Origin of the sequence: Natrialba chahannaoensis JCM 10990 (assembly GCF_000337135.1) — an archaeon.
Classification (GTDB): Archaea; Halobacteriota; Halobacteria; order Halobacteriales; family Natrialbaceae; genus Natrialba; species Natrialba chahannaoensis.
In genome coordinates this window covers 157,518-170,632 of sequence record NZ_AOIN01000008.1, presented here as the reverse complement: position 1 = coordinate 170,632, position 13,115 = coordinate 157,518, and the positions used below count along the sequence as shown (strand labels likewise).

Sequence of the window (13,115 nt, the reverse complement as noted above, 5' to 3'; positions counted from 1 at the left end):
GCTGTTACTCTGCAACCAGTAGAAGAACCGATGCGGAAACCGATTGGTTACAGCTCTTCGATGCTCCCGTCGGCTTCGCGCTCGCGGAAGACTTGCCCCTCGAAGAGCGTGACGACAACGTCGTCGTCCTGCCAGGCGCTCGGTGCGAGCTTGGCCTTTCGGCAGGTCCGATCGAGGTACTCACGTTTGCTCCAGCCGTTTTCGACGGGCACTGTCGGGTAGAGCCAGCCACCCTCGCCGCCGTCGATGGCGACGCCGTGCGTGCCGAGTTCGATATCGGCAAGTGGGTCGTCGGTGAGGATAACGTTCTTGACCGCACAGACCGAGACCGTGAGGTTCGGCAGTTCGGACGGGCTCACTTCGGAACCACAGGAGTCTTCGCTGGCGGCCTCGATTGCCGCGTCAACGATGACGTGACCGAGTTGTTCACCCGAACGATAGCCGCCGGCACAGCCGCGCAGGCTGCCGCGACCGCGGGTGGACTCGAGTCGAACGAACGCGCCGGTTCGTTCGTAGAAGCTCTCACGCATGCTCCCTGGTTGTTCTCGTTGGCCGTGTTCGACGTAGGATTCGACGGATTCACGCGCGAGTTCGACTGCTCGCGCACCGTCTTCGTAGGAAAGGTTGACGCCCTGTCCCTGGGACATACACGTGTACATGAGACAGTCGTCCTAAAACGCTTCCATTCGTTTCGAAGGTCAAACCACTGGGTAGTACCGTTGGATTTGTAATACGATTGGGTGTGATCAACTGTCTGTCGACTGTGGGTTCGACCGAGGGACTTATTCCACACTAGCACCTAGAAACGGTGGAGAGAGAGCCTGGCTGCCGCGGCGGCTATCCTGGCAACAGGATGGCTGTGCAACGTGGACCGTCTCTTCGAGACGCCCCACGCTCGCGAGGAAAGTCCCCCCACCTGTTCGGGCAGGTGACCGGACGCAAGTCCGGAGCGGGAGACCGCTGGCTCTGGAACAGAAACGACACGTCTCGGCCCGACCGATGATGCGAGCGAACCCGACCGAGAGGAAGGGGAGTTGACCCGCAGAGGGAGGGCGACTCGGAGCGCCTCCGGCGCGCGAGCCGCCGAGCGGTGTGTGGTCGGCGTTCACGGTTCGAAACCGTGGGTCGTGCTCGTCACGATCGACCACACAGAGACGGCCGAGGAGCGATGGAACGGCGAACCCTCACCGGTGCAAGTCCACGTCGTGGTAGCCCGAACACCCACGGCCTTGCCGTGACGGCGTGGACGCTTAGCCGAATGCCGGGATGAACAGAAGGGGGCTTACTCCTCTCACCACTTTTTCGCGCTGACCGGTAGGTTTCGGTGAGATGTTTGTAATGTATTCTGCGTGTTGTGCGATCCGTGGTGTGAACTGTGGTGTCTACCAGGTGGTCTGTGCAGCCCGGCAGGTTGTACTGTCACATGGTCTGTTATCCGATAGTAACAACTGAACCGGTTTACACACTGATCGCCGATCCGTCTGGCGATCAGGTGTGCACTGACTTTCAGTGGCGACTATCGCTCACGATGCGATTCAAAACCTTGGTCGACACAAACGTGACGGACGACAGCCGTCTCAGCAGGACGATGACGGCAAACACCGATCGACGAGCTGAGTTGGAAAACGGAGTGTCAGGTACGCCTCACTGCGTTAGTTCGACAGAGAGCTTTGTTTCGGTTTGAGTGATCGTCACGTCGTACTGGTTATAAGTAAACGAGACTTCCGGCCGGACATCGGCTGCAGTCTGTTCCGAGAAGAGTGCATCGAGTGCATCCGGATCGATGGTGTCGTACAGTGGTGGCAGTGCGGTCGGATCGCAGTCAGCAACTGTCGAAACTGCCTCAACCACCGCGAGCGACGCGGTGTGGTTGGTATCGTAGTCGTACTGTGCCATTGCTGTTGATCCTGCAGTCGAGTTCGTCCGTTGGTGTACTTTCGAATCCATCCCACTTCTTGGAAAATGGGCCACACCGCCTCATAAAAAACTGTCTAAATTCAATCTGTGTTTTACTAGTTTAGGAAATAACTAATGGATATTCGAAAGGGTGTGAACAGACTAGATGTGTTCTCCGTCTGGCCCGTTTTAGAACCACTTATTGTGGACAGAAGCGTCCTGACGGAGTCCAACGCGAGCGGTAGCGAGCGTTGGGTACATCAGGACCGAACACAAGAGCAGGCACTGAGCAATGTGAAGCGTCCGCGATAAGTGAGCGTCCTGACGGAGATTTGAACTCGCCAAGATGTTCCGGGCGTGCGGCGCAAAGCGCCGTTCCGGGCTGCAACTTGTCTGCTCAAATCTTCCGGGTCCGTTTTCCGAACACGGACGACTCGCTCCGCTCGTCGTTGTTGTGTTCGGAAAAGCGTCCTGACGGAGATTTGAACTCCGGTCCCTGGCTCCGCAAGCCAAGAGGATAGTCCACTACCCTATCAGGACTCATCTCTTCGTAGCCGCGTGGACATTAAAGCCCTTTCGAAAGTAACCGGCGAACGGGCCTGTTTCGGCCGATTGTGCCTGTCTGACTCACCCACGACACCATTCCGCGTTTCGACCCACCCCAAACCGCGCTGGCGGCAGCACGAACACCTGTACTCGAGTACCGGTCCCAATCGATGACTGGCTCACATTCAAATAGGATGACAGGCCCAACATGCGGTGATCACGATGACACAGGGAATCGAGACGAGGTGGACTCGAACTCGAGTTGGGTCCGGCGCGCGTGAGGTACTTGAGGAGAGTGGTCCGTTCGAGGTGTCCGGCAACGCTTTCGAATCAGGCGCGGGCGTTGTGTCGAGCACAGACCGCTACGGGCAACGGTCTTCACGCGCATATCGCGCCAGTCACACACATTGCTCACATCGAATGGATAACGCTTATGCGCGGGCTACGCATGCACGAGCATAGAATGAGCGATATCGAGGGCGTCTACGAGGATCTCGAAGCCGACGTTTCTCTCGAAGAGTTTCGCGAGGCCGTCGAGGAAAAAGTCGAGCAGATGGGGGGGCTCGCGGACGAGGAAACCGCCGCGATGCTGATCGCCCACGAAATCGGCGAGAGTGAGGTCGGCGGCATCGCCGACATCGAACCCGGCATGGAGGTGGCGAAATTCGTCGCCAAGGTGCTCTCGATCGGTGAGCGTCGCACCTTCGAACGCGACGGGGAGGACGAAGACGGACAGGTCGTCAACGTCGAAGTGGCTGACGAAACTGGCTCCGTGCGCGCGGCGTTCTGGGACGAACACGCCGAAGCCGCACTCGGAGAACTCGAGGAGGGACAGGTGCTACGGATCAAAGGCCGGCCGAAGGACGGTTTCAGCGGCGTCGAGGTCAGTGTCGACGAGGTCGAACCGGATCCGGACACCGAGGTCGACGTGCAGGTGTCGGACACACACACTGTCGAGAGCCTCTCCCTCGGTCTTTCGAACGTCAATCTCGTCGGGCTGGTGCTGGATACGGGCACTGTCCGCACGTTCGACCGCGACGACGGCTCCGAGGGCAAGGTTTCGAATCTCGTCCTTGGCGACTCGACCGGCCGCGTCCGCGTAACGCTGTGGGACGAGCAGGCCGATCTCGCGACCGAAATCGAGACCGGGACGACCGTCGAGGTTGTCGACGGTTACGTCAAGGAACGCGACGGCAGTCTCGAACTCCACGTCGGCAACCGTGGCGCAGTTGAGGAAGTCGACGCCGAGGTCGAGTACGTCCCGGAGAGTACGTCTATCGAGTCCATCGAAATCGGACAGGAGGTCGACCTCGCCGGCGTCGTCCGCTCGGCGGACCCGAAACGGACGTTCGACCGTGACGACGGCTCTGAAGGGCAGGTCCGGAACATCCGTGTCCAGGACGCGACCGGCGACATTCGCGTCGCGCTCTGGGGCGAGAAGGCAGATGTGGACATTGGTCCTGGGGATGAAGTTGCACTCGGCGACGTCGAGATTCAGGACGGGTGGCAGGACGACCTCGAAGCCTCCGCAGGCTGGCAGTCGACGATTACGGTACTCGAGTCCGAGTCTGAGCGCACGACGGGCGGCGACGAGAGCGGTGGTGACGACGAGAACGCGGGGCTCGGTGCGTTTGCGGGCGGTGCGTCCGACGATGCCGAGACGTCGGACGCGTCGAGCGGGGGTAGTGATGGAGCGACCACGACGGCAGTTACCGAAGCCGAAGATGCAACCGGAACCGGAACCGGGAACGGAAACGGCGAGGGCGAAGAAACCGAATTCACTGGCGTCGTCGTCCAGGCTGGCAGTCCGGTCGTCCTCGACGACGGCGAGACGACGATGAGCGTCGACACCGATGTCGATGTGGGACTGGGTGAGGAGGTCACCGCACGGGGTGTCGTCCGGGACGGCCGCCTCGATGCAAACGACGTGTTCTAAGCAGTCCTTGCGCTTCCAAGCGGCGAGGAAAAGCGTTAAGGGCGTTAGCTTCACCTATGATGGTATGAACGTCGAACTCCCGTTCGCCCCCGTGGATACAATCATCCGCCGGAACGCGGGCGAGCTTCGGGTGAGTGCCGATGCGTCCCAGGAACTCGCAGCTCGGATCCAGGACCACGGGAGCGAACTCGCGATCGACGCCGCCGAATGCGCAACCGACGACGGCCGAAAGACGCTGATGGCCGCTGATTTCGGCGTCGAAACTGTCGTCGACAAGAACGAACTCGAGTTACCAGTCGCGCCGGTCGACCGGATCGCCAGACTGGAGATTGAGGATCAGTATCGTGTCTCGATGGACGCTCGTGTCGCGCTCGCGGACATTCTCGAGGATTATGCCGACAACGTTGCGGGTGCGGCGGCGATTCTTGCACACCACGCGGATCGGCGCACGATCATCGACGACGACATCGAGACGTACTTCTCGCTGTTCGAGTGACAGCAGATGCAATTCGGCTACAGCGAGGCCTGCCTCGCACACGATCCCGGTCCGCGCCATCCTGAGTCGCCGGACCGGCTGCGTGCTATTCGAGAGCGCCTGAAGAAGAAACACGGCGTCGAGTACGTCGAGGCAGATCCCTGTCCGATCGACGACATTGCGGCCGTCCACGACCGCGACTACGTCGAATCGGTCAAAGACTTCTGTGCGGACGGCGGTGGGAACTGGGATCCTGATACGACGGCGGTTGAGGCGACCTGGGACGCGATCTGTGCCAGCGCTGGACAGGCCTGCTGGGCCGTCGACGCTGCCCTCGCGGGTAACTCAGGTCGTAAGACGCCGTTTGCGATTGGCCGGCCCCCGGGCCACCACGCTGTCCCCGACGACGCGATGGGATTTTGTTTCGCAAACAACGTCGCCATCGCCGCCCAGCACGCGCTCGACCACGAGGAGTACGACGTCGACCGGGTCGCCATCATCGATTGGGATGTTCACCACGGCAACGGTACGCAGGATATTTTCGAGGACCGCGACGACGTTTTCTTCGTCTCGGTCCACGAGCAGGGCCTCTATCCTGGCACCGGCGACATCGAGGAGACCGGCTCCGGTGATGGTACAGGGACGACGATGAACATTCCGATGCCCGCCGGTACGAGCGACGCGGGCTACCTCGCCGCGTTCGATGGTCCCATCGCGACCGCACTCGAGTCGTTCGATCCGGACCTCCTCCTCATCAGCGCAGGATTCGACGCACATCGCCACGATCCGATTTCTCGGATTCGGCTCTCGACGGAGGCATACGCGCTGTTGACCGATCGCGTGCGGACGCTTGCTGGCGAACTGGATGCACCGCTCGCGTTCGTCCTCGAAGGCGGGTACGGGCTGGACGTGCTCGCAGACAGCGTCTCGATCGTCCACGAGACGTTCGACGGCCGTGAACCGATCGGGCCGGACGACGACGCCGAGATCGACGAGGCAGTCGAAGACGTACTCGAGGGGGTTCTCGAAGAACACGAGGTAGATATCGAACTGTAGCTTGTCTGTGTCTCCACGTTTCGTTCTCTGCGTGTCAATTACCACTGGTAGCGATTTGAGACGCGCTCACGGCCGCGGCTCGAAGTACGTCCTGAGCTCGCGACCGAACTCCTCGAGTAGCACTGCCACATCGTCTCCCACCAGCACCTCGTAGTCGGACTCGAGTGCCGTCTCGACATGTGCGCCGAGGCCGACATCGAAAAGGCGTTGGCTCTCCAGAAATGTGGCTGCACTCGTGAACTCTCGCTTGCGCTCGGTGACGTAGCGGTCGCCGTCGATGAACGGTCCATAGGCCTCGGGGTCGTCCGCGTACGCGTCGTAGAATCCCTCAGCGTGGCCCTGCACGTGGACTGGCGGCCCGTCGTGGCGCTCGACCGCGGGACGCTCGGCGACGGCGAGTTCGGCGAACACGGCGGCCGTCTCGTCTGCGAACGCCGCAGCGCGGAAGACGTCGAAGCCGCGATTGTCGAGCCCCTGTGTGATTCCGTCGAGCGACTTCTGAAGCTGGGGGTAGAGCTGGTCTTCAACGAGGTCCGGCGCATCGAACCGGATCGCAATCGGTGTCGTCTGGCGTTGCTCGAGGTGCTCGCGAAGGACTGTCTCAGATAGTGGCTCGGGGTCGGCTGGCTCGACGTACTCGAGTGCCGGTTTGTCGAGAAACGCGCGGGCGTAGTGCTGGAGTCGGGCGACGTTCTCGGGAGAGCAGACTGCGGCGACGTTGCGGTCGGGGTCGGTAGGGTCGATAACGATGAGCGGGTCGGCAAAGGTTTCGCGGCCGTGATCCTCGGGATCGAGTTCGACCGGTGGCTGCCACTCCGCGGCGGCCTGGAGGAACGGCCGAAAGCCGCCGTACTCGCAGACGAGCAGTTCGGTCAGGTACCCGCTGAACCCACGCGTTCGGAGGTCGCTGCCGTAGGCACCGATTCCCTTCAGGAACTGCTTCGTGATGCGCACGTCGGCGGCGAGGTCGTCGTCGAGGCGCTGACGCAGGTACTCCGTGTGGAACGGCGTTCGGTCAACGGCCGACCTGATTTCGGTAGCCGACTCGAGTCGAAAGCAAGGAACAACGTCGACGTCGAACCCCTCGACGGTGCCCTTGACGTAGGGGTGTTCAGCGTACTCCTCGTGGCCGTCGGGGAGGGTGGTGTGTCCGACCTTGAGGCCGTAGGACTCGAGTGTCTCCCGGTCGAGTTCGGGTGGGAACCGAACGAAGACGTCGATGTCACGGTCGCCGCTGATCCAGGTGCCTCTCGCGGTGGAGCCGACCTGGATGACATCTGCGTCGTCGCATAGCTCGGTCGCTGCGGCTTCGGCGCGGGTGGTGAGCCGATTGGCGACTGCGCGCAGTCGCTTGCGTTCGTCCTCGTCGGGGTCGACGCGGTCTCGGACGGTGGCGACGATGCTGTTGAACTCGTCGCTGGCAGCGTCACTGCTGTCGCTGCCGTTGCCGTTGCCGTTGCCTTTGTTTCGAGTTCCGCCGGCATCACGGTCGCCGCCGACTGCGTCAGCGCCGGCGTCTGCATCCTCGTCGCTCATTTTCCCGCATCTACTCGTGCGGTGCGTGAAAGGGTGTCGAACCGCCGGAAGCGAAAACGAAAGCCCTATCAAATGAACCCTCCAATCACGAGTTGAGCCGAAGTAGCTCAGATGGTAGAGCACCTCGCTGTTAACGAGGTTGTCCCAGGTTCGAGTCCTGGCTTCGGCGCTTCTTCGACTTTCGTCGTCTAGTTAGTTCATCTGCAACCGCAGTTATCGGATCCTTCTAGCGGCACCAGCGAGTATTCCACCGTCTTGACGCCGTCAATTGCCCGAAGTTTCCCAACGACTGTCGCCAGTTCGTCGCGGTCGGTCTCGAGTACCAGTACGTCGAGACAGGAATCACCGACGTGGCTGTGGGTGATCGAAGCGATGCTCCTCTCGTATTCGTGACGGAGCGTTGTTAACTGTCGCTCGATAGGTTGGGTTTCGAAATCGGAGAAGACGCTGACGGTTCCCGCGAGTTGCTGGTTCGCCAGACGGTCGTCTTCAAATTCGGTGAGCAGGGCTCGTGACCCCTCGCGGACGACTTCGCTTCGCCCCGTGTACCCGTGACGTTCGGCGACAGTATCGAGTTGATCGATCAGTTCTTCGGGCATGGAGACGCTGATGACGGGCATCCGTGGTTGTGAATATCTCTATAGTAAATATTAGTATTTGTTATTCAATAAGACAGCAGCACGTAATGACTAGTATTAACAATACAGGAGTTCTTATTCACAACCGACGCATGACCGACGACCCTATTCCTGTGACCGTCCTCAGTGGCAGCCTCGGTGCGGGAAAAACGACTGTCTTGAATCACGTACTAACTGCAGAGCACGACCTTGATGTCGCCGTCGTCGTTAACGACATGGGAGAGGTGAACGTCGACGCCGAGCACGTCGCCCAGCAGTCGGACCTGGGCAGTGAAGAGGAGATCATTGAGTTATCCAACGGCTGCATCTGCTGTCGCCTGCGAGGTGACATGCTAGATGAAGTTGGTCGACTCGCCGAGCGACGCGAATTCGACTATCTGCTGGTCGAATCGTCCGGTATCTCCGAGCCGATTCCGGTCGCCCAGACGTTCGCGATGGGCTTCGAGGACGCCGAGTTCGATCCGACCGGCACCTACGAACTGGACACGATGGTGACGGTGATCAACGCCCACAGCTTCTGGGAGTCGTTCGACTCCGGCACTGCCCTCACCGAACAGCAACTCGAAGGCCAGTCGGGCCGCGTCCCCGAGGAGGTCCTGCTCGACCAGATCGAATTCTGTGACGTGCTGTTGGTGAACAAATGTGACCTCGTCCCCGACGACGCGCTCGCAGAGATCGAGTCAATTCTCAAACGCTTGCAGCCGCGCGCGGAAATTGTTCGCACGGAGTTTGGGAATATCGAGCCGAACGAGATTCTGGGGACCGGTGCATTCGACTTCCAGCGTGCCAAGAATTCGGCGGGCTGGAAACACGAACTCCAACACGATCATCACCACGACCCACAGGAGGAACACGGGGTCACCTCCTTCGTCTACGAGCGCCGACGGCCGTTCCACCCCGAACGCATCGCCGCGTTGCTGTCAGACATGCCGGACGAAATCGTTCGCGCCAAGGGATTCCTCTGGAGTGCGGGCCGTGAAGACGTCTCGATGGGTGTCGACAAAGCCGGCACCTCCGTCCGTGCCGGCCCTGCTGGCACGTGGCTCGCAAACCTTCCTCAGGCCGAACGCGAGAAGTACTTCGCCGCTCGCCCTGGTCTGAAAGACGACTGGCACGAGGAGTACGGCGACCGAATGACTCGACTGGTCTTTATCGCGCGCGAGTTCGACGAGGATGGGCTGATCGACCGACTCGACGACTGCGTGCTCACTGATGCGGAGATGAACGACGACTGGTCGCGCTACTCTGATCCGTTCGAACCGGAAGACCGACGTGAGCTTGCGCTCTCGCGGTAACCAGCATGTCTGTTCCGGTCACTGTCCTCAGCGGCGAACTCGGCGCAGGAAAGACGACGTTGCTTTCTGGCCTTCTCGAGTCGGCCGACCGCGACGTTGCAGTATTGGTCAACGATGTCGGCGCAGTCAACGTCGACGCTGATCTCGTGGAGGCTCGCACCGATCTCGCGACCGGCGAGGACGTTGTCGCACTCGAGAACGGCTGTATCTGCTGTAGCCTCGGCGGCGAACTCTCGCGGGCGGTGATCCAGCTCTGGAAGGAACACGAGTTCGACCAGCTCGTCGTCGAGGCTTCTGGTGTTAGCGAACCGGAACCAATCGCCCGCCAGTTCGTCCGCGGTCCTGCTGGGGGGCCGTACGACCTCTCTGGTATCGTTACCGTCGTCGACGGGCGGCGATTCCACGACCGCTTCGCTGACGCTGATTCCGACGACGTTCCCGCCGTGCAGGGACCGGACGACTCCGGAACGCGCCCGCTTGCGGATCTCGTTCTGGCGCAGGTCGAGTTCTGTGACCTGCTGGTCGTCAACAAGTGCGACCTCGTTTCCGACGCCGAACGCGAGCGCGTCGTCGCCGTTCTCGAGACGCTCCAGCCGCGCGCCGAGGTCGTGACGACCGAGCACGGGGTGATCGATCCTGCCGAGATACTGGGTGTCGAGCGATTCGATCTGGAAGCGGTGACCGACGCGGCGGGCTGGAAGCGGGCGATCGAAGCGGATGAGCGCGGTGACGATCACGCCCACGGCGAGGCGGGCCACGATCACTGTAGGGACGACAACGAGCATCACGACCCTCATGAGCACCCCGACGATCTCGAAGATCGCGAGCACCACGATCACGATCACCCCGAACACAATGAATACAACGAGCACCACGACCACACCGAGCCCCACGAACATCACGACCACGCCCACCCGCCCGAACGCTACGGCATCACCGTCGACACCTACCACCGCCGCCGGCCGCTCCATCCCGAACGGTTCGCCGCCTTCCTCGCTGACCTCCCCGACGGCCTCGTGCGTGCGAAGGGGCTGTGCTGGATCGCCGGACGCGATAAACAGGCCATCACGATGAGCTACGCCGGCAGCGAGACCGCACTCGAGGTGACGGGCCGCTGGATTGCCAGTTTCTCCGAGGAACACCAGGAGACGTACCGTCGTGGCCAGCCCGATCTCCCGTGGGATGAGGAGTGGGGCGACCGCGAGACACGACTCGCGCTGATCGGCCGCAACGTCGATCTGGACGTGCTCAAGGCGCGCCTCGACGAGTGTCTGCTCACCGACGCGGAGCTGGATGACGACTGGCTCGAGTACGAGAACGCCGCGCCGACAGTCATGGGCGAGACCACGGTGATTTCGATCGAGTCGTAGGTGCCTGGACAGACCGCTCTCCGAACACGAGTCTCCCTCAGCGGTCAACGCGAGTGCTACTCTGGTCCGGATACGCCTGCCCCCAGAGTCCGTGCAGAACGAGCGCGATAAACGGCAGCCCGAAGACGACGTACGGAAGCGCGGCAAGCAGTGGCCACGGGCCGACTACAAAAACGACGGCACAGACAAGGAGGCCACCGATCGGGGCAACTGCAACCGCCGCAATCCGTCGATCGATCGGTTGCAACTCGAGTACCGTCCCGCGAATCGGGAGGTCGAGCGCCTCGGCGAACGCGTCGGCGTCCACGACCGGACCGATCTCCCGCGTCGCTTCGTCATCTCCCCAGCCCATCTGCGCTTCGAGTGTTCGGGTATCATACACCCGATCCGGGTACCGGTCGGCGACGAGACTCACGTCGCGAATCTCGTGCAGCGGGATCTGCCACTGGGGTTCCTCAACCCATGTATCGTACGCGACCAGGTGGTCGTCGTAACGATGGTACTCGAGTGGTGCGTGCGAGAGGATGTGTTCGAGCGTTTTGACGGTCAGATAGCCGGCGAGCGCAGCGAGTGCGAGGAAACTGATGCCGACCGTTAGCGCGACTCCGAGCCCGCCGCTGGCAGTATCCCCCAGAACGGAGAGGGTGATGAACCAGGCGAGAATGACGATGCTGGTGTAGAACGGTGCTGGCTTCACCAGTGTGTGCAGGATGCCGGTGAGAACCACTGTGGGTGTATGCGTCGGGACGCGAGCGTTCGGCTTGCCCTCGGGTATGGAAAGCGGTTCGAGCGTCGCGGTGGTCTCGTCGGACTCCTTCTCGTTCTGATCCTCGCCCTCGTCCTCGCCGTCCGGACCGGACAGCCAGCCCGTGAGTCGGCCACCACCGCCGTTGGTCGCGCGAAACGCCGACCAGTCGACAAGTAGCTTGACGGCGACGAACGCGGCGAGAACGATCGCACCGCTGGCCTCTGCCACGATGAAGAGGACGAAAATCAGGAAGAACGCCTGTCGTGCAGGGGTTTCGATGACGGCGTACGGCGAGGTCTCCTCGTAGCGTCCGCCGCGGAGATAGTCGCGCCAGGTTTCGATGAGTTGCCCGCTGACCAGCGCGCCGACGCTGAACCAGACCTCGGGCCGCGCGAGGGCCTCGTCGATAGCGACCTCGGACAGCAGCGCCACGATGAAGAGAGTGGACCAGACGGTCGCGAACAGCACCGCACCGATAAACGACACGTTGCGCGGATAGACTGGCGGCAGCCAGGAGACCAGTCGCACGCTCCCGCGCTTCCGTGCCAGCTCCGTGTTGCCGATGTTGACCACACTCGAGTCCCCGCTACTCTCGTCCCCGTCCTCGTCGTCAGTCTCTAGCTCCTCGACGTTCGGTGGCCTCCCTGCGAACAGTGCTTTCCCCGCGGCGAGCGGAAACGCGAGCAGTACCTCGAGCGCGTAGATGACGACCAGCGTCGCGGGATCCCAGCCGAACTCGAGAACACCCACCAGCGGCACCAGATTAGCGAGCAAGATTGGGGCGAAGGCCGCGGTGGGTGGGTGCCTTTCCGTGGCGTCTCGGTGAACCATTTACGTGACAGGTTGCTCGATCGGTAGTAAAACGTTGCGAACGGGCGTACTGGCCTGTGTATCCGTGGATGGTGACGAGTACCGTGGCGCTCGATTCCGTCCGATGGAGTCGGTCATCACTCACATTGTGCAGCACTTGCGCCGCCCGTCACTCGCGTCGACCATCGCTTATGACACTGCAGCGTAGAGGGACACGTATGGCAACCGACCGAGACGATCGACGCAGCACCGACGACCACGGCCACGACGTCATCGATCCCCTCTACGTCGGGATCGTAACGGTCTCCAGTTCACGCGCGCAGGCCGACGATTCCGGGACCGACCCCGACGACCCCGGCGGTGACACTATCCAGGAGTGCTTCGAAGCCGAGGGCCACGAGGTGCGAGAGCGGCTGCTCGTCCGAGACGACTATTCGTCGATCCGGACCGCTGTTCGCGGCCTCGTTGCGCGACGCGATATCGATGTCGTCGTCACGACCGGGGGCACGGGCGTCACCACGGACGATGTGTCCCCTGAGGCAACATCCTCGCTGTTCGAGCGTGACCTCCCAGGCTTTGGCGAGCGGTTTCGAGCGCTCTCGTGGGAGGAGATCGGCACGCGGGCGATTGCCTCGCGTGCAACCGCTGGCATCGCCGTCGACACACCGGTGTTTTGCATCCCGGGGAGCACCGGTGCGTGTCAGACCGCGTGCGAACAGCTGATCGTCCCCGAGTCACCCCACCTTGCAGGACTGGCGACGCGTCACCAGGCCGACGGCGAAAATCAGTAGCACTCTAATCTGCTCGTG

At 61.8% G+C, this 13,115-nt stretch carries 11 protein-coding genes, 2 tRNA genes and 1 other RNA gene; 8 read left to right on the top strand and 6 right to left on the bottom strand.

Translation table 11 applies throughout. The annotated features are described in order from the left end of the window. Window positions 1-47: 47 nt before the first annotated feature. Complete coding sequence (locus tag C482_RS00810) at window positions 48-647, bottom strand: TIGR00296 family protein (RefSeq protein ID WP_006165434.1); 600 nt, start codon at window positions 645-647, stop codon at window positions 48-50. A 162-nt stretch (window positions 648-809) separates the two neighbouring features. On the opposite strand from C482_RS00810, the gene rnpB reads away from it, so the two are divergent. Continuing rightward, an RNA gene (gene rnpB / locus C482_RS01680) (RNase P RNA component) lies at window positions 810-1,297 on the top strand. A gap of 347 nt (window positions 1,298-1,644) precedes the next feature. On the opposite strand, the gene C482_RS00805 is transcribed toward rnpB, so the two are convergent. After that, a complete protein-coding gene (locus C482_RS00805) occupies window positions 1,645-1,896 on the bottom strand; it encodes a HalOD1 output domain-containing protein (RefSeq protein WP_006165432.1) in 252 nt (83 codons plus the stop codon). 467 nt (window positions 1,897-2,363) lie between these two features. Further along, window positions 2,364-2,436: transfer RNA gene (locus tag C482_RS00800), tRNA-Arg, on the bottom strand. 469 nt (window positions 2,437-2,905) lie between these two features. Here C482_RS00800 and C482_RS00795 point away from each other — a divergent pair. The 3 genes from C482_RS00795 (at window position 2,906) to C482_RS00785 (ending at window position 5,909) form a co-directional block, all read left to right on the top strand. Further along, on the top strand, window positions 2,906-4,378 hold the full coding sequence (locus tag C482_RS00795) for a single-stranded DNA binding protein (RefSeq protein ID WP_006165430.1): 1,473 nt from the start codon (window positions 2,906-2,908) through the stop codon (window positions 4,376-4,378). Window positions 4,379-4,442: 64 nt separating this feature from the next. After that, on the top strand, window positions 4,443-4,874 hold the full coding sequence (locus tag C482_RS00790) for a histone (RefSeq protein ID WP_006165428.1): 432 nt from the start codon (window positions 4,443-4,445) through the stop codon (window positions 4,872-4,874). Between the two features lie 6 nt (window positions 4,875-4,880). Beyond that, window positions 4,881-5,909 carry a histone deacetylase family protein gene (locus tag C482_RS00785; protein ID WP_006165425.1) on the top strand — a complete coding sequence of 343 codons (1,029 nt, stop codon included), beginning with the start codon at window positions 4,881-4,883 and terminating at the stop codon, window positions 5,907-5,909. Window positions 5,910-5,975: 66 nt separating this feature from the next. Here the strand turns inward: C482_RS00785 and cca are convergent, their stop codons facing one another. Beyond that, a complete protein-coding gene (gene cca, locus C482_RS00780) occupies window positions 5,976-7,445 on the bottom strand; it encodes a CCA tRNA nucleotidyltransferase (RefSeq protein ID WP_006165423.1) in 1,470 nt (489 codons plus the stop codon). 96 nt (window positions 7,446-7,541) lie between these two features. Between cca and C482_RS00775 the strand changes: the two genes are divergently transcribed. Beyond that, a tRNA-Asn gene (locus tag C482_RS00775) sits at window positions 7,542-7,614 on the top strand. A 28-nt stretch (window positions 7,615-7,642) separates the two neighbouring features. Here C482_RS00775 and C482_RS00770 read toward each other — a convergent pair. After that, the gene (locus tag C482_RS00770) at window positions 7,643-8,065 is read right to left on the bottom strand and encodes a CopG family ribbon-helix-helix protein (protein ID WP_006165421.1); all 423 of its coding nucleotides are present in this window, start codon (window positions 8,063-8,065) and stop codon (window positions 7,643-7,645) included. A gap of 110 nt (window positions 8,066-8,175) precedes the next feature. Here C482_RS00770 and C482_RS00765 point away from each other — a divergent pair, with 110 nt between their 5' ends. Continuing rightward, window positions 8,176-9,378 carry a GTP-binding protein gene (locus C482_RS00765; protein ID WP_006165419.1) on the top strand — a complete coding sequence of 401 codons (1,203 nt, stop codon included), beginning with the start codon at window positions 8,176-8,178 and terminating at the stop codon, window positions 9,376-9,378. A gap of 5 nt (window positions 9,379-9,383) precedes the next feature. After that, window positions 9,384-10,748, top strand: a complete 1,365-nt coding sequence (locus tag C482_RS00760; protein ID WP_006165418.1) for a CobW family GTP-binding protein — start codon at window positions 9,384-9,386, stop codon at window positions 10,746-10,748. A gap of 37 nt (window positions 10,749-10,785) precedes the next feature. Here C482_RS00760 and C482_RS00755 read toward each other — a convergent pair whose 3' ends face one another. Next, window positions 10,786-12,327, bottom strand: a complete 1,542-nt coding sequence (locus tag C482_RS00755) for a DUF6498-containing protein (RefSeq protein WP_049896366.1) — start codon at window positions 12,325-12,327, stop codon at window positions 10,786-10,788. Window positions 12,328-12,524: 197 nt separating this feature from the next. Between C482_RS00755 and C482_RS00750 the strand changes: the two genes are divergently transcribed. Further along, window positions 12,525-13,097: a MogA/MoaB family molybdenum cofactor biosynthesis protein gene (locus C482_RS00750; RefSeq protein ID WP_006165413.1), complete on the top strand. Its 573-nt coding sequence runs from the start codon at window positions 12,525-12,527 to the stop codon at window positions 13,095-13,097. Window positions 13,098-13,115: the final 18 nt, after the last annotated feature.

Coding starts and splice junctions, on each gene's coding strand:
- C482_RS00810 (WP_006165434.1), bottom strand. CDS start 647: ATGTCCCAGGGACAGGGCGTCAACCTTTCCTACGAAGACGGTGCGCGA.
- C482_RS00805 (WP_006165432.1), bottom strand. CDS start 1,896: ATGGCACAGTACGACTACGATACCAACCACACCGCGTCGCTCGCGGTG.
- C482_RS00795 (WP_006165430.1), top strand. CDS start 2,906: ATGAGCGATATCGAGGGCGTCTACGAGGATCTCGAAGCCGACGTTTCT.
- C482_RS00790 (WP_006165428.1), top strand. CDS start 4,443: ATGAACGTCGAACTCCCGTTCGCCCCCGTGGATACAATCATCCGCCGG.
- C482_RS00785 (WP_006165425.1), top strand. CDS start 4,881: ATGCAATTCGGCTACAGCGAGGCCTGCCTCGCACACGATCCCGGTCCG.
- cca (WP_006165423.1), bottom strand. CDS start 7,445: ATGAGCGACGAGGATGCAGACGCCGGCGCTGACGCAGTCGGCGGCGAC.
- C482_RS00770 (WP_006165421.1), bottom strand. CDS start 8,065: ATGCCCGTCATCAGCGTCTCCATGCCCGAAGAACTGATCGATCAACTC.
- C482_RS00765 (WP_006165419.1), top strand. CDS start 8,176: ATGACCGACGACCCTATTCCTGTGACCGTCCTCAGTGGCAGCCTCGGT.
- C482_RS00760 (WP_006165418.1), top strand. CDS start 9,384: ATGTCTGTTCCGGTCACTGTCCTCAGCGGCGAACTCGGCGCAGGAAAG.
- C482_RS00755 (WP_049896366.1), bottom strand. CDS start 12,327: ATGGTTCACCGAGACGCCACGGAAAGGCACCCACCCACCGCGGCCTTC.
- C482_RS00750 (WP_006165413.1), top strand. CDS start 12,525: ATGGCAACCGACCGAGACGATCGACGCAGCACCGACGACCACGGCCAC.